We start from the raw sequence: 19490 nt of genomic DNA on the forward strand, positions 1-19490 counted from the left end.
ATAAAATTTTACAGGGGAAAATAAAAAAAGACTTGACTTTTGTTAGCAGGTTTTTCCGCAGTATCGGTGAAACGCAAAAACCGTTGATGGCGCTTATTGCAGCCAGCCTGGTTAATATTGTGCTGGATTTATTCTTTGTCTGCGTATGCAAGCTGGATGTTACCGGTGTAGCGATTGCTACAGTGTTGGCTAACGCGGTTTCTGCTTTGATTCTGCTTCGCTTATTGCTGAGAACAGATTCTATAATTAAGTTGGAATGGAGTAAGCTGCACCTTGATATGCCTACGCTGAAAGAAATTGTAAGCATCGGCTTGCCTGCAGGCATCCAAGGCGCAGTTTTCAGCTTGGCGAATGTTGTTATTCAGGGGGCTATCAACAGCTTGGGCACAGAGGTCATTGCAGCCTCCAGCGCTTCACTGATTCTGGAGATGGTAGCGTTCAGTATTTTCAGCTCCTTTACACAGGCGTGCACAACCTTTGTCGGGCAGAATTATGGCGCCAGACAGCTGGCACGTTGTCGCAAGATTTTACGCTTGTGCCTGCTGGAGGATGTTATCTGCACCGGTATTTGCATGCTTATAGTGTTCCTCTTTGGTGACCGGCTTATTGCACTCATTAATGATGACAGCGAGGTTATCAGGCTTGGTTATATCAGGGCTTCTATTGTATTCTGTGCCTACATTTTCAGCCTTTCGTATGATGTTATGTCCGGTTATCTGCGTGGCTTCGGCATATCGTTTTTACCGTCACTGCTTACGATTTTAGGTGTCTGCGGTGTACGCTTCTTGTGGGTTGCCTTTGTTTTCCCGGTGTATCATGATTTCCGTACCTTAATGTATGTTTATCCTGTAAGCATGGGCGTAACTGCGGTGCTGATTTTTGCTGCGCTGATGTGGTGCAGGCCGTCCAGGAGATTTGCATAAATACTTTCAGAAGCTGTTTTTTACTGCAGAAAAACATTCTACGTGAAATCTTTGCGGATAAAAAAAGCAATCATGTCCGTTATATTTCGCCGGTACGGAAATGTACCGGCTTTTTTGTGCGCTAAAGCTAACTTTATTGTTTATCCGGTTGGAATTTCAGTATATTTTTGTTATAATGAGTAAAGAGGATTCAAAGGAGGAAGGGCCATGAAAATAGAATTTACAAAAATGCATGGTGCTGGTAATGATTATGTCTATGTAGACTGCACCAAGGAGATGCTGCCGAACCCGGGCGCTATTTCTGAATATGTAAGCCATAGACGCTTTGGTATTGGCAGTGACGGTCTTATCTGCGTGTGCAAATCTGACGTTGCTGATTTCAAAATGCGTATGTTCAACGCTGACCGCAGCGAAGGCAAGATGTGCGGTAATGGCGTACGCTGCGTAGCTAAATTTGTGCATGACAAAGGTCTGACCGATAAAACTACTATTACGCTGGAAACACTTTCCGGTGTAAAGGAAATTGAAATGGTTGTCGAAAACGGCGAGGTAGTAGGTGCTAAGGTAGATATGGGCAAACCTGTTTTCCGTGCTACCGAGATTCCGATGAACTGCGATCATTATATTTTCGTTGATCAGGCAATTGTTCTGAATGATAATCATGATGATGTAACAAAAGAAAAGGTTTTCTATAACGGTACGGCAATTTCTATGGGCAATCCGCACTTTGTTACCTTTGTGGATGATGTGGACAGCCTGAACCTGGAGGAGCTGGGACCGCAATTTGAACATCATAAGCTGTTCCCGGAAGGTGTGAATACTGAGTTTGTACAGGTTCTGGACAAGAATACTGTCAAGTTCCGCGTTTGGGAGCGTGGCAGTGGCGAAACCTGGGCTTGTGGCACTGGTGCGAGCGCTGTTACTGTAGCCTGCATCATGCTGAACAAAGCAGGCAAGAAGGGCGAACCGCTCAATGTACATTGCAAAGGCGGCCTGCTCAAGGTTACGCATGAGCTGAACGACCATGTTACCTTGGAGGGTAACGCAGTCGCAGTATTTGACGGCGTAATTGATATTCCTGAGAGTGTTATTAACGAGTAAACAAATTGCTTGAACTACTGGCTGCAGGTATCGCAATGCTTGCAGCTAGTAATTTTTCAGGCGTTTGCTATAAATTTAAAATGATTTTAATAATGGGGGTTTTTCAATGGCATTTGTAAACGAAAACTATTGTAACTTAAAAGAAAGCTATCTTTTTGCTGACATTGCACATAAGGTTAACGCTTATGCTGAGGCACATCCAGATAAAAAGATTATTCGCCTGGGCATTGGTGATGTTACCCTGCCGCTGGCAAAATGTGTTGTTGAGGCAATGGAAAAGGCTGTTGCTGAAATGGGCGTACAAGCTACCTTCCGTGGCTATGGTCCGGAGCAGGGCTATGATTTCCTGCACGAAGCATTAGTTAAATACTATGCATCCTTTGGCGTTACTCTGGCAAGCGATGAAATTTTCATCAGCGATGGTGCTAAGAGCGACTGCGGTAATATTACCGATATTTTCAGTAATGCCAATACAATTCTGATTCCTGATCCGGTATATCCTGTATATCTGGATACCAACGTAATGTGCGGTCGCAACATTATTTATATGGAAGGCAAACCGGAAAACGATTTCCTGCCGATGCCGGACGAAAATGTGAAGGCTGACGTAATTTATCTGTGCTCTCCGAATAACCCGACCGGTGCTGTTTATACTAAAGAACAGCTGGAAGAGTGGGTTGCTTACGCACTGAAAAATGATGCAGTAATCCTTTATGATGCTGCTTATGAAGCATTCGTAACTGATCCGGCAATTCCGCGCAGCATTTTTGTTATCGAAGACGCTAAAAAATGTGCTATTGAGCTGTGCTCTCTGTCCAAAACTGCTGGCTTTACCGGTACACGCTGTGGTTATACTGTTGTACCGCACGCATTGGTACGCAAAACTGAAGGCGGCAAGGAAATGGAGCTGAACAAAATGTGGCTGCGTCGTCAGACCACTAAATTCAACGGTGTTCCTTACATTATCCAACGCGGTGCTGAGGCTGTATTCAGCGAAGAGGGCATCAAACAATGCCGTGAAAACATTGCTTACTATCAGGAAAACGCACGTATCATGATGGCTGGCTTTGATAAGGTTGGCATTAAATATTATGGCGGCGTACATTCTCCGTACATCTGGTTGCAATGCCCGAATGGTATGACTTCCTGGGAGTTCTTCGATTTTCTGCTGGAAAAACTGCAGGTTGTAGGTACTCCAGGTGCCGGCTTCGGTACTATGGGTGAAGGCTACTTCCGTCTGACCGCCTTTGGCAGCCGTGAAAACACTATTGAAGCTATGGACCGCATTGTCAACGGACTGAAAAAATAAGCTTAAGCATTTCAAGCCGTACTGTTTCTTGCGGGAGATAGTACGGCTTTTATGCAGTTATACTCATGTATACATTATATCTGTGCCGGAACGCTTGCTTTTTTGACAGTAATATAGTAAAGTATTACGTAACTTAGTAGATTATTTCACAATGAAAGGTGTGTTTTTGATGAACTTGAAGAAATTTTTGAAAGCTGCCCTGTGCAGTGCTATGGTTGTAGCAATGGCTGTTACCGCTGGCTGCGGCGGTGGCGATAAAAAAGCTGACAGCGGCAAGAAGGTATTGAAGGTTGGTATGGAATGCGCATACGCTCCGTACAACTGGTCCCAACCGTCTGCTGACGGCGGCGCTGTAAAAATCGCCGGCTCTAACGAATATGCTTACGGCTATGACGTTATGATTGCTAAAAAATTAGCTGATTCCATGGGCGCTGACCTGGAAATCCATAAAATCGAATGGGATGGCCTGGCTCCTGCAGTAGTAAGCGGCAAGATTGATGCTGCTATCGCCGGCATGTCCATTACCTCCAAACGTAAAGAGTCCGTTGACTTCACCAAACCTTACTACTATGCAACTGTAGTAGCACTGGTTAAAAAGGATTCTCCGCAAGCTCAGGCTAAGAGCGTTGCCGACCTCAAAGGCTCTATTGCTACCTCTCAGCTGAATACCATCTGGTATGACCAGATTGACCAGGTTCCGGACGTTAAAAAGCTGCCTGCTATCGACAACGTTCCCGGCATGATTGTTGCGCTGAAATCCGGCAAATGCAACCTGATCGTAACCGATATCCCGACTGCTAAGGCTGCTGCTTTTGCTAACCCTGAACTTACCATGGTAACCTTCCCTGAAGGTCAAGGCTTCAAAACCTCTAAAGAAGATGTTGAAATCGGCATTGCTATTAAAAAAGGCAACAAGGAACTGGCAGACGCTATGAACAAGGTTCTGAGCGGTATGACCGAGGCTGACTTCAATAAGATTATGGATGAAGCTATTAAGAAACAGCCTTTGGCAAAATAAGCTGTATAAGAATGGAATAGCTGCGTTGCAATAACGAGTTACGCCATTTGCAAGGGGCGGCAGTTGTCGCCCCTTTTTGTATTAAATTAAGGTGGTGTATATAATGCCGGAAACATTTTTTGGCTGGGTAGTCTACCTGCTGCAGCAATATGGCTCTGTCCTGCTGAAGGGCGCGGTCGTTACTCTGCTGTTGGCAATAGTAGGCACATTTGTTGGCTGTATTATCGGCCTTATTGTTGGTGTTATTCAAACAATTCCTTTAGAGGATAACGACAGCAAGGTTAAGAGAACTTTGGTGCGCTGTGTACAGCGTTTGTTGGATGCTTATGTAGAGGTGTTCCGCGGTACGCCTATGATTGTACAGGCAATGGTTGTTTATTATGGTGCAATGAGCCTGTTCGATATCGATATGTCGCCGCTGTTTGCAGGCTTTTTGGTTGTTTCTATCAATACCGGTGCTTACATGGCAGAAACTGTGCGTGGCGGTATTGAATCTGTTGATCCGGGACAAAAGGAAGCAGCAATCGCTATCGGTATGGACCATATCCAGACCATGCGCTGCGTTATTCTGCCGCAGGCTCTGCGCAACGTTATGCCGCAGCTGGGCAACAACCTGATTATCAATATCAAGGATACCTCTGTATTGAACGTTATTTCCGTAACGGAGCTGTATTTTGCTTCTAAATCTGCTGCAGGTGTTTATTACAAATACTTTGAAATTTTCTTCATTACCTGCGTAATTTACTTTATTATGACCTTTACCGCTTCCCGCCTGCTGCGCTGGTTGGAAAGCAAGATGGATGGCCCGAAGGATTATCAGCTGGTTACCTATGACCCGATGATGGATCCCTGCGGTGATATCCCTCTGCCTACTAAGAAGCCGAAAGGACGGTACTAAGCTATGGAAATGGAAAAGGAACTTTTGTTATCAGTCCATGATTTAAAGAAAAGCTTTGGCGAGCGTGAAATTTTAAAGGGCATCAGCTTTGATGTACATCGTGGCGATGTTGTCTGCATCATCGGCCCTTCCGGCAGCGGCAAGTCTACGCTCATCCGCTGCGTGAACTATTTGGAGCATCCGACTGCCGGCACTATTGATTACCGTGGTACGGATGTAAACGAAGCTTTCAAAAAGCTGACCATGTATCGTACTAAGGTAGGCATGGTATTCCAATCCTTCAACCTGTTTAATAATATGACTGTTTTGGAAAACTGCATGGTTGGTCAGGTTAAGGTTCTTGGCAAAAGCAAGGAAGAAGCACGCGCTACTGCACTGAAATATCTGAAGCACGTTGGTATGGACAGCTACGTAAATGCTAAACCGCACCAGCTGAGTGGCGGCCAAAAGCAGCGTGTGGCCATTGCGCGTGCGTTGGCGCTGGAGCCGGAGGTTCTTTTAATGGACGAGCCGACTAGTGCACTGGATCCGGAAATGGTTGGCGAGGTTCTGCGCGTTATCCGCGACCTGGCTAAGGAAGGCCTGACGATGGTTATCGTAACGCATGAGATGGCTTTTGCCCGTGACGTTTCTAACCGTGTTATCTTTATCGACCAAGGCGTAATTGCTGAGGAAGGCGAGCCGCAGGAGCTGTTTACGCATCCGAAGAATAAACGTACCCAGGATTTCTTAAGCAGATTTGCTAATGCTTAAGCTAATTTTATAACGTAGCTTTGCTCTCTGTTTCAAGGTATACCTTGAAGCAGGGAGCTTTTGTTTTGCGATGAGCTTTTATCATAACCGAGAGATGCAAGAAGAAATTATAAGTCAACGCAGGAATTTTATTGATTGCTGTAGAAATTCTATTAAGGCGAGGAATATCTCTGCTTAGAAAGAGTTAAAGGTAGTGATAAAAATGATGAAGGTTTTGCGAAGTGTTTTGCTTTGCGCTTTACTGTTGACTACTCATACAGCATTTGCCGCTAAGGGCACTCTGTTATATATACCCATGGACAACAGACCGGTGTGCCTTGATTACACAGTGCAGACGATGCAGGCTGCAGGCTGGGATGTACAGCTGCCGCCGGCCGAATATATTGCCGGTGCTCAGTCAGCAGGGCAGCCGGAAAAGCTTTTTAACTGGCTGGAGGCTAAGGCCGGTGAATCTGTAGCCATTGTTGCTTCTTCCGATGCTTTGCTTTATGGCGGGCTGGTAGCATCGCGCACACATGAAATTTCGCCGGAGCTTCTGCAGCAGCGTGCCGAACGCTTGGTAGAGCTGAAAAGGCAACACGGCGGACAGAAGGTTTATGTATTTACTACTATTATGCGCTCGCCTAAGGCCAGCAGTGCGCCGACAGAGCCTGCATATTATAAGGAATGGGGCCCTAAGATTTTCCGCTTGGGAGAGCTGGAGGACAAGCTGGAGCTTAAGCAGATTAAGCGTAAAGAGGTCAAGGAGCTGGCAGAGCTGCGCAGCAGCATTCCCCGGGAAATACTGACTGATATGTTTACACGCCGCAGCAACAATATCCGCGCCACAGAGCTTTTGCTGCATGGTGTGGAAAGCGGCGATTTTGATTATATGCTTATCGGGCGTGACGATACCGCTGCCTATTCTCAGGCACATAGGGAAGCACGCGAGATGGATATTCTGGTAAATGAGCTGCCGAAGGAGAAAATCCGTTTCTTCGCCGGCGCAGATCAGCTTGGCCTGCTGCTTTTGAGCCGTGCTGCCAACCGTCTGCAGTATGAGCTGCCTTTGGTAAATGTAACCTATGCTGCCGGCATGGGCGGTAAAACAGTGCCTACCTACGAGGATGATACTGTGGCCGTTAGTGCCAAGCAGCATATCTATGCGGCAGGTGCCTTCCCGGTATATTCGCGCAAAAATGCGGATTTGGTTTTGGCTGTCAACACTCCTGCCGATGGTGTGACGCATGAGGCGTCTGATGCAAGCAATAGTTATAAGGCATTGCCTGCTACCGTAAATTTCGTTAATAAGGTTGAGCGCATTCTTGAGCATAATCATCCTGTGACTGTGGCAGACATCCGTTTTGGCAATGGTGCGGACAATGCTTTGGTAAAGACCTTGTTTGAAAAACAGCTTGCGTATCGTCTGGCATCCTACGGCGGTTGGAATACTGCAGGCAACAGCCTGGGTTTTGCTCTGGCGCAGGGACTGTTGTATAAGCAGTTAACGCCGGAAGCAAGAGAAGATCTGCTTAATGTGCGTTATCTTGATGATTGGGCATATCAGGCGAATGTGCGCATGCAAACTTATCAGCAGCTTATCTGGCCTAACTATTGGCCCAACAGCGGACTGAATGAAGAACAGCGTACTGCGGCGGAAGAGTTTATTACCCGGGAAATCAATAAGGTAAGCAAGCAGTATATGGGCAATACTGCCGAAGAATATAAATTTACGCTGCCTTGGAGCAGAATGTTTGAAGTAAAGGTGGAGCGATAAAATGTCGATGAAGTATACGCTTCGCCTTGCGAAGCCTGACGATGCCGAAAAGCTGCTGGAAATTTACGCGCCCTTTGTTATCAGCAGCGATAGGACGCTCAGTGATGTATCATTTGAATATGAGGTACCGTCGGTAGAAGAATTTACAGAGCGAATCAAAAATATTTCTGCGGACTATCCTTATATAGTCTGTGAGCACGAAGGCAGACTGCTTGGTTATGTTTATGCTCATCCTTATATTCAGCGTGCTGCCTATCAGTGGGGTGCCGCGGTAACGATTTATCTGGCACCCGAGGGGCAGAGACGCGGCTTAGGCAAGGTGATGTACACGGCGCTGGAAAATTTATTGCGTCTGCAGGGTGTAGTTGTGACCTATGCTTGCATTACCGCCAGCAATGAGCATAGCGTCAAAATGCATGAGGCTTGCGGCTACAAAATTGTCGGTACATTTAATAATACCGGCTTCAAGCACGGCCATTGGCTGGACATGGTGTGGATGGAGAAGGTTATTGCCGAATATCCCAAGCATCCTGAGCTGATCAAGAAGATAGGCGAGCTGCCGCCGGAAACAGTGACAGCAGTTTTAAAAGAGGCTTCGGCAAGGCTGCAGTAATAGCTTAGCATAAAGCAGTTTTTGAGTATTAGCGTAACAGTATTTTAAAAAGCTGTTGTAAGATTTTAGCAGAAAAAGAAAAAGCACTGTCAGCTCTATCTGGTATAAGAATATCAGTGAGCAGACAGTGCTTTTGTGCTTTTATCAGTTCTTCCAGGGGATAGCCTTTCTCTCCAACCATTGCAGGAACAGGTTAAAGAGCAGGCCGAGCAACGACAATACAATAACTCCGGCCATCAAGCGGTCGGTAATCATCAAATCGCCGTAATGCAGGATGAGGGCGCCGATGCCGACCTGGGCAGCAATCATCTCTGCTGCTACCAGCAGCAGCAGAGATGTGCCGGCGGCAAGGCGCAGACCTGCGAAAATCATAGGTAAGGCGTTAGGCAGAACAACACTTTTCATCGTTTTCCACCAGCTGGCGTTAAAGCTGACGGCAACCTTGATAAGCAGTGTATCAACATTTTTGACTCCGCTGTAGGTATTCATTGCTACCGGAAAGAAAACGCCGAGCGCAATAATCGTTACCTTCGACAGCTCGCCGATTCCCAGCCAAAGAATGAACAACGGCAGCAAAGCGATTTTAGGGATAGGATAAAGAGCGTTGACAACAGGATTACCGATTTTATCTGCCAGTGCCGAGGTACCGGTAACAAGACCGACTGCAAGGCCGATAAGGCTGCCGACAGCAAAACCGATTAAGATACGGTACATGCTGGCTGCCAGGCTAACGCCGATTTCGCCGTCAGCAAGCATGGTAAGCAGGGCGCTGATAATCTGGCTCGGTGCCGGCAAAAACAGAGAAGAAACCAGGCCGCAGCGGCAGATAGCCTCCCAAAAGAGCAGCAGGACGATGATGGAAGCAACGCTTACCCAATGCGGATAGGTCTTTTGCCAATGCGTCATACGGTTGCGTACGATATATTCGTTAGTTGCGCTCGCAGCAGTTTTCTTTTCAGGCATTGTCTTCCACCTCCATTAAGGCAGCACGCGCATCCTTGCTGATATGCTCCCAGATGATACGGACAAATTCCGCAATTTCGTCTGTGTGCTTCGTCTTAGCACGGTCGGCACGCGGAATGGTAATCTGCAGTATTTTGCTTACCTTTCCGGGGCGACGCGAAAGCAGTACAACTCTGTCAGCAAGCATTACTGCCTCCTGAATATTATGTGTAACATATAGCGTGGTCAGACGCGTCTTTTCCCACAGCGTTACCAGCTCCTCCTGCATGATGGTGCGTGTTTGCGCATCCAAGGCAGAAAACGGCTCATCCATCAGCAGCAGGTCAGGCTCGATAGCTAAAGCACGGGCAATGCCAACGCGTTGACGCATACCGCCGCTTAATTGGTGCGGGAAGGATTTTTCAAAGCCCTTTAAGCCTACAAGCTCAATGTAATGCTTAATGCGTGCTTCCTTTTCGTCTGCTTTCATGCCTGCTGTTTCCAAACCGAAGGCAATATTATCATGCACATTACGCCAGGGGAAGAGGCCTGTTTCCTGAAAGACGATGCTCATGCGAGGCTCATAGCCAGCGGCGACATCAGTAAATTTTACGTTACCGCTTGTGGGTTCCAAAAGTCCGGCGGTTATATTGAGCAAGGTTGATTTACCACAGCCGGACGGTCCTACCAATGCTACAAATTCTTCCTTATTAATGCTGAGGTTAATATCCTGTAAAACAGGAAGCAGCTTACCGCTGGTGGTGGTGAAATCCTTGCAGATATTTGCGATTTCTAATTTCATTTTCTACCATCCTCCAAAAAGACTGGCGCTAATATATCAGTCGCAGCGTTTTGGTGCTAAAGCATCGTCAACGCATTTTACAGCTGTTACATTTACGCCAGTCTTGCTTTAATACAATAGTTTATTTCTTCATTGCTTCATCCAGAAAGCTGGTGTTGGCAACATCCTTCGCATCCAGTGTGCCGGAAATCATCTTGTTGTCGGTGTACCATTTAATCTGGGTTGCAATATCGCTGACAAGCAGCTTGCCGTCCTTGTCAATATAGGGCAGGCCTGCTTTAATGTCTTCAGCCGGAGCCTTAACGTATTTGGCTACAATATTAACAACCTCTTCCAGCTTCTTGGCATCCTTCTTTTCTACTGCAGCTTCGTAGTAATAGTTGCAGGCCTTGTTGTAAGCACGCATGAAGCGTACTGCCGCATCCTTATTCTTCATAAAGTCAGGTGAGTAGAAGATAGCAGAGGTCTGGTAAGGAATAACGTCGCCAACCTGTACGACCAATTTGCCATAGCCTGCTTTTTGCACCTTGGTGATGTTAGGCTCGTTTAAGATACAGCCGTCAATCTGCTTGCTTTCCAAAGCAGCCATAACAGCGCTGAGCTTGCTCAGGGGAACAATTTCCACATCATTGAGGCTCATGCCCTGGGTTTCCAGCATTCTGCCAAGCATATAATGGAAGGTAGAGCCCTTTTGTGTAATACCGATACGCTTGCCCTTCAAATCCTTCAGGCTTTTTACGCCGGCGTTGTAGTTGTCGGTGGTCACAAGCAGTGCAGAAGAGGAATAGCCTTTTTGTTCACGTCCTTTATCTGCAACAATGCCCAGCTTTTGTCCGTTGGCTGCCATGTTATAGAGGCTGGCCGTAATGCCGGTAGCGCCGACATCAACCTTAGAGGAAGCAGTGGATACGGCAATCGGATGAGCGGCATCAAACCATTGTGGTTCGATTTCAATACCTTCTTCAGCAAAGAAGCCCTTATCCATAGCGATAAATAAAGGAGCGCTGCTTGTCAGGCGCAGCATGCCAAGGCTTACCTTAGTCTTTTCTTTGGGTGTGTCTTTTTTTGAATCGTTACCGCCACAGCCTGCAGCTAATACTAATAGGCAAAGGCTGAGCAGAAGAGCAACAATTTTCTTCATTAATAAATCCTTCCCTTCTCCCAAAAAATCATAAAATACCGCTTTTATTCTACACTATTTAACAATAAAAAGCAGTAATATTAATGAAAAAATCGTTTTGAGAAATAAGAAAAAGCCTTTTTGTACGAAATGCAACAGAATTTGACGATGTTTGTGGTACCTTTATGTAAAAAATCTGTGTTTTAACAGCTACTTATAACAAAAAAATGCTATAATATAATAGTACGTTTGAAGAAAGGACGTGAAGACGTGAAGATAAAATGGATGGTGCAAGGCCTGGCCTGCAGCAGCGTAATTTTCTGCAGCACTATGGCCGCTGCTGCAGACACACTGCTGGCGCAGGTGCCGCTGCAGCTGACTGCAGAGCAGACTGTTACTGCCGAGCTTTGGGGTGATAGGTTGCCTAACGGCTACGCCAATGATCTGCTTGTTATGATTAAGGATAAGGACAAGAAGCTTTTGACGGCTCATGCACCTTCTATTAATGGCGGGTATAATTGCCAACTGCAGCCTATTAAGCTGTGGGCGGGCAAAAGCGCCAGACAGCAGCTGCTGGTGAGTGCTGCTCAAGGAGATTGGCATGCGCCAAGTGAATACCGTGTGCTTTCCTTTGCCAATAAGAGAAATGTGCGTGAGGTCTTTGGAGCTGCCGAAAGCATGGGACTGGTAACGCAAGCCTTTGCCAAGGACGGCAAAATGCATGTATCCTTAATTGACGGGAACAAATCTGATTTAACCCCGGCAGCAGGCTGCGTGGTCGAAGACGGCAAGCTGGAGTATGGCGGCTTGCATTCTCTCGTAGCACACGATGTAGATAATGACGGTGCAGATGAATTGTTTGGCTGTCAACAGCTGGTGCAGAAAAAGCAGCCTCTGGCAGATGTGGGCGCTATCTGGAAGCAGGACAAGAAAACTAAGGAATGGAAACAGTTTTCCCTGACCATTATGACGCTTGCGCCTACACCTAAGGATAATACCGTAAATGACGGCAAGGATTTTGCTGTCGGAACTATATTGGTACGCAAGATGGTAGTTCCTGGCGGTGAAGCAACCTTCCCGGTTTTTGCCGGTAAGGATGTAGAGCTGCAAAATAAAATGAATAAGCTGCTGCAGGATGAGTGCAAAGAATATCTTGAGCATTTTTATAAGGGCGAGGCAGATATGGCATTTAAGGTGATGCGTGCCGATGAACAGATTCTGAGCCTGCAGCTGATCAGCGGTAAAAACAGCTTTATCCATCATCAGCTGAACGTAAATCCAAAGACTGCCGAAAAAATCAGACTGGATGAAGTGCTTAATGTCAAGGATAAGGATTTGCTGCTGCTGCTTAATCTGCTGAATACCAATAAGAAGGTTGTATATAAGGACAGACTGCCGGATGAATGGTATATTGAAGGAGATAATCTGTTTTTGATGCAGCGTATTGATGGCGTAGACCAGGTATCGGGTTTTGCTTTGGGCAATCTGCATAAATTTTTGCTGAAAAAAGAGCTGTTGAACAGCAAAAGCTGACTGGTCAGTCAGCAAAATTTGTGAGACGAAGCTAACTGAAGAAAATGCAAGAAAAAGCGGCGAAATTTGTTTAAATGAAGTTTGCATTTCTGAAAAATGTCCATTATAATAGTAGTATTCTGAAACTGGAGCAGGAATATTTTCAGGTAAAGGTGCTATCGACAATATAGCAGTATCATTTGTCATTATATATATTGAGTAGTTTCAGAGTGAAGGTGAAGGAGGTTTTTTTATGTTAAGTTTTATTCGCTCCGGCCGTGCTAGAAAAGCAATGGCTGCGGCGCTGGCGGCAACCTTTGTACTGAGCGTTGCAGGCTGTGGTCAAAAACAGCAGCAGGGCGGCAATAAGGCAGCTTTGGTTAAAACCATGAAGGTTATTAAGCGTGACACCCCTCTGGTATATGATTATACAGGCTTTGTACAGGCTCAGCAGGAAATGGAGCTGAAGGCTCAGGTAAGCGGTCAGATTACAGCCAAGTATTTCAAGGGCGGTGACAATGTAAGTGCAGGCCAGACCTTGTATGCTATTGACCAGCGTACATATCAGGCTAACGTGCTTAACGCGCAGGCAGGTCTGGCTAATGCCCGTGCAGCTCTGGCTAACGCAGCTCTGAATGCAGAGCGTTACAGCACTCTGTATGCACAGAATGCAATTTCCAAGCAGGTTCTGGATAACGCTATTATGCAGCGTGACCAGGCACAGGCTTCTGTAAATGCGCAGGAAGCAATTCTGGAAAATGCGCAGATTAATATGACCGATACCAGCGTTTCCGCTCCGTTCAGCGGCCGTATTGATACTACCGCGCTGGAGGTTGGCAATTATGTAACCGCAGGCCAGACTACATTGGCCAAAATCAGCAACACTGACCCTGTATTTGTACAGTTCAGCATTGCTGAGCCGGAATATCTGAAGCTTTCCGGTGCTCATGATAACAGCGGCGCTGCTTCTCTTGACAACCTGACTGTTGTTTTGAGCGATGGCAGTACCTACGATTTAAAAGGCACTGTAGCAGAGGTTAACCGTGGTATCAATGATAACACCGGTACTATGACTGTTAAGGCTTTGTTCAGAAACCCTGCACATCGTCTGCTGCCGGGCATGTTTGCTCACGTACAGGCAACCGCAGGCACCAAAAAGGATGCTCTGTTGATTCCGCAGCGTGCAGTTGTTGAATTGATGTATAAGAAATTTGTTTATGTTGTTGGCAGCGATAACAAGGTTACCATGAAGGAAGTAACTCTTGGTCCTTCTGTTGGCCGTTTCTACATGGTTGAAAGCGGTCTGACCGGCGATGAAACAATCGTAGTCGAAGGCACCGGCAAGATCAGACAGGGTGCTCAGGTTAACCCACAGCCGATGACTGAGGCTGATCTGGATACTACTGTTGACAACAGTGCTACCACCGGCAAGAAGCAATAAGGAGGTTGGCTAGATGGCTCGTTTCTTTATTGATCGCCCTGTATTTGCGATAGTACTGGCGATTATTATTACCTTATTGGGTACGATTGCCGGCTTCAGCCTGCCTATCGCCCAATATCCTAACATTACCAAACCGCGTATCAGCGTAAACACCAACTATGTCGGTGCAAGTGCCGATATCGTTGAAAAGGCTGTAGCACAGACCATTGAGCAGAAGGTCAGCGGCGTAGAAAATATGCTGAACATGTCCTCTGTAAGTACCTCCAGTGGTGAATACAAGCTCAATGTTGAATTCAACCTGGAGAAAAACGCAGATATCGCTTCTGTAGAGGTGCAGAACCGTGTATCTCAGGCAACCAGCTCTCTGCCGAGCGAGGTTTCCGGCTACGGTGTAACCACTGCTAAGGAATCTGCCGAGACCATTATGTATTTTGGTCTTTATTCTCCGAAAAATACTTATGATGCTATGTTCCTGAGAACCTACGCTGATGCTAACTTCCTTGATGCCGTAAAGCGTGTTAAGGGCGTATCTACCGTTGGTGAATATGGTCCGGAATATGCAGTCCGTATCTGGCTGAACCCTGAAAAAATGGCGCAGCTGGGCGTAACGGTAACAGATGTTTCCAACGCTATCAAAACACAGAACGTACAGGCTGCGGTTGGTTCTATCGGTAACCGGCCTACCGTTGACAAGCAGGAGCGTACCTATTCTGCAAGTGCTCAAGGTCGTCTGAATACGCCAGAGGAATTCGGTAACGTTATTATCCGTTCCAATAATGGCGATAACCTGAAGCTGAAGGATATCGCAACTATTAAAGAAGGTCCGCGTAATGACCTTATCGTCAGCAAGCTGAACGGCGGTGATTCCGTTGTATTCCCTGTATCCTTGACCTCCGATGCGAATGCTATCGAAACTGTTAAGAATATCCGCGAGGTATTAAAGGACGCAGAAAGCCGTTTCCCTGATGATATGAAGCTGGTCGTTATTCAGGATAACACCCAGTTTATTACCGAATCTCTGGAGAAGGTTGCTCATACATTTGTTGAAGCCTTGATTCTGGTTATTCTGGTAGTATTTATGTTCCTTGGCAGCTGGCGTGCAACCTTGATTCCTATTCTGGCTGTACCGGTATCCTTGGTTGGTACCTTTGCTTCCTTTGTAATTTTAGGTTTTACCATCAACACTTTGACTGCTTTTGCAATGATTCTGGCTATCGGCCTTGTTGTCGACGACGCTATCGTTGTAGTAGAAGCGGTTGAACATCATATTCAGGAAAATGGTATGTCTCCTAAGGAGGCAACCTACCGTGCTATGAACGAGGTTTCCGGCCCTGTTGTGGCTATTGCCTTCGTACTGTCTGCGGTATTTATTCCTGTAGCCTTCACCGGCGGTACTGTCGGTGAATTGTACAAGCAGTTTGCGATTACGATTTCTGTATCCATGATGCTTTCTGCTATCGTAGCTTTGTCCCTGACTCCTGCACTCTGCTCCCTGATTCTGGTCAAGAAGGAGGAGGCGCCGAAGGGATTTATCGGCAAGGCTGTAAAAGCATTTGACGATTGGTTTGCAAGAACGTTGGCTAAATACGTGAAAAACGTTGAAGGCTGCATCCGTAAATCTAAACTGATTCTGACCTGTCTTGTTGTTGTTGTTATCTGCATCGGTTTCCTGGCAAAGGCAACGCCGACAGGCTTTGTACCGAACGAGGACCAGGGCATGACTGCTGTATCCATCGCTTTGCCTGAGGGTGCTTCCAGTAACCGTACGCAGCAGATTATGGCAGGCCTTGCACAAAATATGAGAAAGCTCCCCGGCGTTAAAAACGTTATGGAGGTTAGCGGTATTGATATCCTGTCCATGGGCCAGAAGGCTAACGCCGGCCTGGCAGTAGTTACTATGGAGGACTACAGCAAGCGCAGCAACAGCGTACAGGATGTTATTCCGATGATTTTCGGCATGGGCGCACAGATTCCTGATGCAACTGTTATGGCCTTCCAGCCGCCTTCTCTGCCAGGTGCTTCAAGTACCGGTACTCTGAGTCTTTATCTCATGAACCTTGGCGGTGAGGACGTTAACACTATGGGTGAGCGTGCTAACGAATTTTTGGCTGCTTGCCGCAAGCGTCCGGAAATCGGTATGCTGTACACTACCTTGAACACCAATACTCCTATGTATCAGTTTGAGGTTGACCGTGATAAGGCACAATCCCTGAACGTTCCTGTATCTACTGTTTATTCCGCATTGCAGGCGTTCTTAGGCGGTAACGAAATCAACGATATCAATAACTTCGGCCGTACTTGGAAGGTTGTTATGCAGGCTGATGAAAAATATCGTACCGGTGTAGAGGATATGCGTTACTTCTTTGTACGCAGCAATGACGGCAAGTCTATTCCGCTGAATACACTTGTAAAGCCTACTCCTAAGAACAGCTCTGTTGTTATGACACGCTTTAACGGTGCCAGTGCGATTAAGATTTCCGGCGACCCTGCCAGCGGTTATTCCTCCGGTCAGGCTATGGCTGCTATTGAAGAGGTTGCTAAGCAGGTTCTGCCTAATACCTATACCTACGAATGGACCGGTCAGAGCCTTGATGAGATTGAAGCCGGCAGCCGTTCCACTCAGATTTTCATTATCTCTCTGATTTTCGTATTCCTTTGTCTGGCAGCTCTGTATGAAAGCTGGACAATTCCTCTGGCAGTACTGCTGTCTGTACCTTCCGCAGTTTTCGGCTGCTTCCTGGTACAGTATGCACGTGGCCTGCAGAATGACGTTTATATGCAGATTGGTCTGATTACACTGATTGGTCTGGCAGCAAAGAACGCTATTCTGATTGTCGAATATGCTAAGATGAATATGGAGCAGGGCATGGATGTTGTACATGCGGCTGTTGAGGCTGCTCATGTCCGTCTGCGTCCTATCCTGATGACATCCTTCGCGTTTATCTTAGGCTGTCTGCCTTTGGCTATTGCTACCGGCCCGGGCGCCGGTGCGCGTGTATCTATGGGTAATGCCGTAGTAGGCGGTATGACTATCGCTACACTCTTTGGTATCTTCCTGATTCCTGTACTCTTTGTAGTTGTTGAACGCTTCTTCAGCCGCAAAAAGAAGGGGACTCCCGAAGACAATGTAACCGAACAGCTGTAATGCTGCTAAAAAACGCCGCTCGTTTGAGCGGCGTTTTTAATTTTCAATAGCTGGTGTTAGGCAGTAAAATACATATTTTTAACTTTATACATAAATAATAGCATAGAAGTTAATGGTCATTATGATTTGAAAAGCAAGCTCAAAGAGCTTGCTTTTTTAAGTTACATAAGTAAACTAATCCTTTTCAATAACAAAAATGCTTTTTAAATTTTAATAACAATAACAATTTTAAAACGAATATAATCTGTAAGTAAACTAAGACCGTCCGTTTATTATGTGTGACATAAGCAACGGAATAACAGCAGAATTATTTTTATACTTAATTCAGCAAGGCAAAAAGGGGTGTTTGAAGTCAAATATCCGGAAGCATATTGCGGTAAATATTATATTTAAATTTATTTGGAAGGGGTGATTTATATGGGTTCCGTAACAACTAATCCGTGGCTGATTTCTATTATCAACATGACAATCGTTTTTGGTGTGCTCATTGCTTTAGGTGTACTCATGAGTATGATTCAGTTGGTTGACCCTACTAGAAATAAGCATCGAAGCAAATGATGCACTTTTTCCCTGTCTGATCTATTAAAAAATGCACTTATTTTCCCGATATGGGCCAAGAGGAGGATTATTCTATGTTTGAGGCATTTATCGTCGCTTTGGCTTCTGTTTGGGCAGACTCAGGTTTTTCTGCTCTGACAAGTGGCAACGTAATTATGATTGGCGTTGGTCTGGTTCTGCTTTATATGGCTATAGGCAAAGGTTTCGAACCTTTGCTGTTGTCACCAATTGCTTTTGGTTGTATTCTGGCTAACATTCCTAAAAACGGTTTCGAACAGCCGGGTGTTATGTCCGTTATTATGTACGGTATTCACCATGAAGTATTCCCGCCGTTGATTTTCCTGGGCGTTGGCGCAATGACCGACTTCGGTCCGCTGATTGCTAATCCTAAGACCTTGCTTTTAGGTGCTGCTGCTCAGATTGGCGTATTTGTATCTTTGATGGGCGCTATGGCTTTGGGATTTACTGTACAGGAAGCATCCGCTATCGGTATTATCGGCGGTGCTGACGGACCGACAGCTATTTATCTGGCAGCTAAAATGGCTCCGCATCTTTTGGGTGCTATTGCCGTTGCAGCTTATTCCTACATGTCCCTGGTACCGCTGATTCAGCCGCCTGTAATGAAGCTGTTTACTACCGAAAGAGAACGTAAGATTGTTATGGAGCAGCTGCGTCCGGTAAGTAAATTTGAAAAGGTCGTTTTCCCGATTATGTGCACCATCGTTATTTCTCTGCTGCTGCCGCCGGTAACAGCTTTGATAGGCATGCTGATGCTTGGTAACCTGTTTAAAGAAGCAGGCTGTCTGGACCGTCTGTCCGATACTGCACAAAATGCTTTGATGAACACTGTAACCATCATGTTGGCTACCGGTACCGGTCTTACCATGAGTGCTGATGCCTTCCTGAACTATCAGACTATCCTGATTATCTGCTTAGGTTTGGTTGCTTTTGCTGCAGGCACCTGGGGCGGTGTAATATTCGGTAAGATTATGTGCATGGTTGATGGCGGCAAAACTAATCCGCTTATCGGCAGTGCCGGTGTATCCGCAGTTCCTATGGCTGCCCGTGTATCTCAGATTGTCGGTCAAAAGGCTAACCCGGCAAACTTCTTATTAATGCATGCTATGGGTCCTAACGTAGCAGGCGTTATCGGTACTGCAGTTGCTGCAGGTACTATGCTGGCTATGATTGGCCCTGTTGCTAAATAAACAGTTATTGTGATAACTCTCCCTAAAAAGCAAAACCCATCCGGGTTACTGGATGGGTTTTGCTTTTGTTTAGCTTTAAATATACGTACAGTCATTAGGCTGTGGCTGTTTGAAAGAAAAAAAATAACCAGTTCGCAGCTGGTTATTTTTTATTGCCAAAACTAAATTCGCAGTCGTTTCAGCATTCTCCCAATCTCTCTAAAGACAAATTGAAAACTGAGAGGATATTAAATTGTTGCTTTGCAGTATTTATTTTAGCAAACTCAAAATGACAATCTGTTGCACAGGCAACAAAAACGATTAATGAACTTTTGAAATAGTATAGAAGTTAAAGTGAAATGATTATGTAAATAAAGTAACTGTTTGACGGAAAACAGTGTGGCCTGTGCAA

At 45.9% G+C, this 19490-nt stretch carries 15 protein-coding genes and 1 pseudogene; 13 read left to right on the plus strand and 3 right to left on the minus strand.

The features are described 5' to 3' along the window. The 8 genes from RDW05_RS07595 to RDW05_RS07630 form a co-directional block, all read left to right on the plus strand. A partial coding sequence (locus RDW05_RS07595; RefSeq protein WP_307978518.1) for an MATE family efflux transporter occupies positions 1-923 on the plus strand: 923 nt, incomplete at its 5' end. A 213-nt stretch (positions 924-1136) separates the two neighbouring features. After that, entirely contained in the window at positions 1137-2024 is an 888-nt protein-coding gene (gene dapF, locus RDW05_RS07600; RefSeq protein WP_044484008.1) for a diaminopimelate epimerase, read from the plus strand. Between the two features lie 106 nt (positions 2025-2130). Beyond that, positions 2131-3333, plus strand: coding sequence for an LL-diaminopimelate aminotransferase (locus RDW05_RS07605; RefSeq protein ID WP_307978519.1), 1203 nt, complete (start codon positions 2131-2133; stop codon positions 3331-3333). Between the two features lie 169 nt (positions 3334-3502). Continuing rightward, a complete protein-coding gene (locus tag RDW05_RS07610; protein ID WP_246869313.1) occupies positions 3503-4351 on the plus strand; it encodes a transporter substrate-binding domain-containing protein in 849 nt (282 codons plus the stop codon). Between the two features lie 103 nt (positions 4352-4454). After that, entirely contained in the window at positions 4455-5249 is a 795-nt protein-coding gene (locus RDW05_RS07615; protein WP_307978520.1) for an amino acid ABC transporter permease, read from the plus strand. A 9-nt stretch (positions 5250-5258) separates the two neighbouring features. Beyond that, entirely contained in the window at positions 5259-6002 is a 744-nt protein-coding gene (locus RDW05_RS07620) for an amino acid ABC transporter ATP-binding protein (protein WP_374111024.1), read from the plus strand. 244 nt (positions 6003-6246) lie between these two features. Continuing rightward, positions 6247-7758: a DUF4127 family protein gene (locus tag RDW05_RS07625; RefSeq protein ID WP_307978522.1), complete on the plus strand. Its 1512-nt coding sequence runs from the start codon at positions 6247-6249 to the stop codon at positions 7756-7758. 1 nt (position 7759) lies between these two features. Next, entirely contained in the window at positions 7760-8371 is a 612-nt protein-coding gene (locus RDW05_RS07630; protein WP_307978524.1) for an N-acetyltransferase family protein, read from the plus strand. A 144-nt stretch (positions 8372-8515) separates the two neighbouring features. Here RDW05_RS07630 and RDW05_RS07635 read toward each other — a convergent pair whose 3' ends face one another. From RDW05_RS07635 to RDW05_RS07645, 3 genes are all read right to left on the minus strand, one after another. Further along, the gene (locus RDW05_RS07635) at positions 8516-9334 is read right to left on the minus strand and encodes an ABC transporter permease (protein ID WP_307978526.1); all 819 of its coding nucleotides are present in this window, start codon (positions 9332-9334) and stop codon (positions 8516-8518) included. Continuing rightward, positions 9327-10115, minus strand: a complete 789-nt coding sequence (locus RDW05_RS07640; RefSeq protein WP_293810288.1) for an ABC transporter ATP-binding protein — start codon at positions 10113-10115, stop codon at positions 9327-9329. The genes RDW05_RS07635 and RDW05_RS07640 overlap by 8 nt, the downstream gene beginning before the upstream one ends. A 121-nt stretch (positions 10116-10236) precedes the next feature. After that, positions 10237-11256, minus strand: coding sequence for an ABC transporter substrate-binding protein (locus tag RDW05_RS07645; RefSeq protein WP_293390604.1), 1020 nt, complete (start codon positions 11254-11256; stop codon positions 10237-10239). 228 nt (positions 11257-11484) lie between these two features. On the opposite strand from RDW05_RS07645, the gene RDW05_RS07650 reads away from it, so the two are divergent. The 5 genes and pseudogenes from RDW05_RS07650 (at position 11485) to RDW05_RS07665 (ending at position 19099) form a co-directional block, all read left to right on the plus strand. Then, positions 11485-12768 (plus strand): hypothetical protein, encoded by a 1284-nt coding sequence (locus tag RDW05_RS07650; protein WP_307978528.1) that lies wholly within the window; start codon positions 11485-11487, stop codon positions 12766-12768. Between the two features lie 232 nt (positions 12769-13000). Then, the gene (locus RDW05_RS07655; RefSeq protein WP_293810282.1) at positions 13001-14188 is read left to right on the plus strand and encodes an efflux RND transporter periplasmic adaptor subunit; all 1188 of its coding nucleotides are present in this window, start codon (positions 13001-13003) and stop codon (positions 14186-14188) included. Positions 14189-14201: 13 nt separating this feature from the next. Beyond that, positions 14202-17333, plus strand: coding sequence for an efflux RND transporter permease subunit (locus RDW05_RS07660; RefSeq protein ID WP_304242253.1), 3132 nt, complete (start codon positions 14202-14204; stop codon positions 17331-17333). 417 nt (positions 17334-17750) lie between these two features. Beyond that, positions 17751-17876: pseudogene (locus tag RDW05_RS11685) on the plus strand (sodium pump decarboxylase); the annotation flags it as partial. 89 nt (positions 17877-17965) lie between these two features. After that, positions 17966-19099 carry a sodium ion-translocating decarboxylase subunit beta gene (locus RDW05_RS07665; protein ID WP_307978529.1) on the plus strand — a complete coding sequence of 378 codons (1134 nt, stop codon included), beginning with the start codon at positions 17966-17968 and terminating at the stop codon, positions 19097-19099. Positions 19100-19490: the final 391 nt, after the last annotated feature.

It is taken from the genome of uncultured Phascolarctobacterium sp., assembly GCF_902463975.1.
Classification (GTDB): Bacteria; Bacillota; Negativicutes; order Acidaminococcales; family Acidaminococcaceae; genus Phascolarctobacterium_A.

Bases quoted from the DNA above. Each gene is read 5' to 3' on its own strand.
- RDW05_RS07605 (WP_307978519.1), top strand. From the start codon at position 2,131: ATGGCATTTGTAAACGAAAACTATTGTAACTTAAAAGAAAGCTATCTT.
- RDW05_RS07610 (WP_246869313.1), top strand. From the start codon at position 3,503: ATGAACTTGAAGAAATTTTTGAAAGCTGCCCTGTGCAGTGCTATGGTT.
- RDW05_RS07615 (WP_307978520.1), top strand. From the start codon at position 4,455: ATGCCGGAAACATTTTTTGGCTGGGTAGTCTACCTGCTGCAGCAATAT.
- RDW05_RS07620 (WP_374111024.1), top strand. From the start codon at position 5,259: ATGGAAAAGGAACTTTTGTTATCAGTCCATGATTTAAAGAAAAGCTTT.
- RDW05_RS07630 (WP_307978524.1), top strand. From the start codon at position 7,760: ATGTCGATGAAGTATACGCTTCGCCTTGCGAAGCCTGACGATGCCGAA.
- RDW05_RS07635 (WP_307978526.1), bottom strand. From the start codon at position 9,334: ATGCCTGAAAAGAAAACTGCTGCGAGCGCAACTAACGAATATATCGTA.
- RDW05_RS07640 (WP_293810288.1), bottom strand. From the start codon at position 10,115: ATGAAATTAGAAATCGCAAATATCTGCAAGGATTTCACCACCACCAGC.
- RDW05_RS07645 (WP_293390604.1), bottom strand. From the start codon at position 11,256: ATGAAGAAAATTGTTGCTCTTCTGCTCAGCCTTTGCCTATTAGTATTA.
- RDW05_RS07655 (WP_293810282.1), top strand. From the start codon at position 13,001: ATGTTAAGTTTTATTCGCTCCGGCCGTGCTAGAAAAGCAATGGCTGCG.
- RDW05_RS07660 (WP_304242253.1), top strand. From the start codon at position 14,202: ATGGCTCGTTTCTTTATTGATCGCCCTGTATTTGCGATAGTACTGGCG.
- RDW05_RS07665 (WP_307978529.1), top strand. From the start codon at position 17,966: ATGTTTGAGGCATTTATCGTCGCTTTGGCTTCTGTTTGGGCAGACTCA.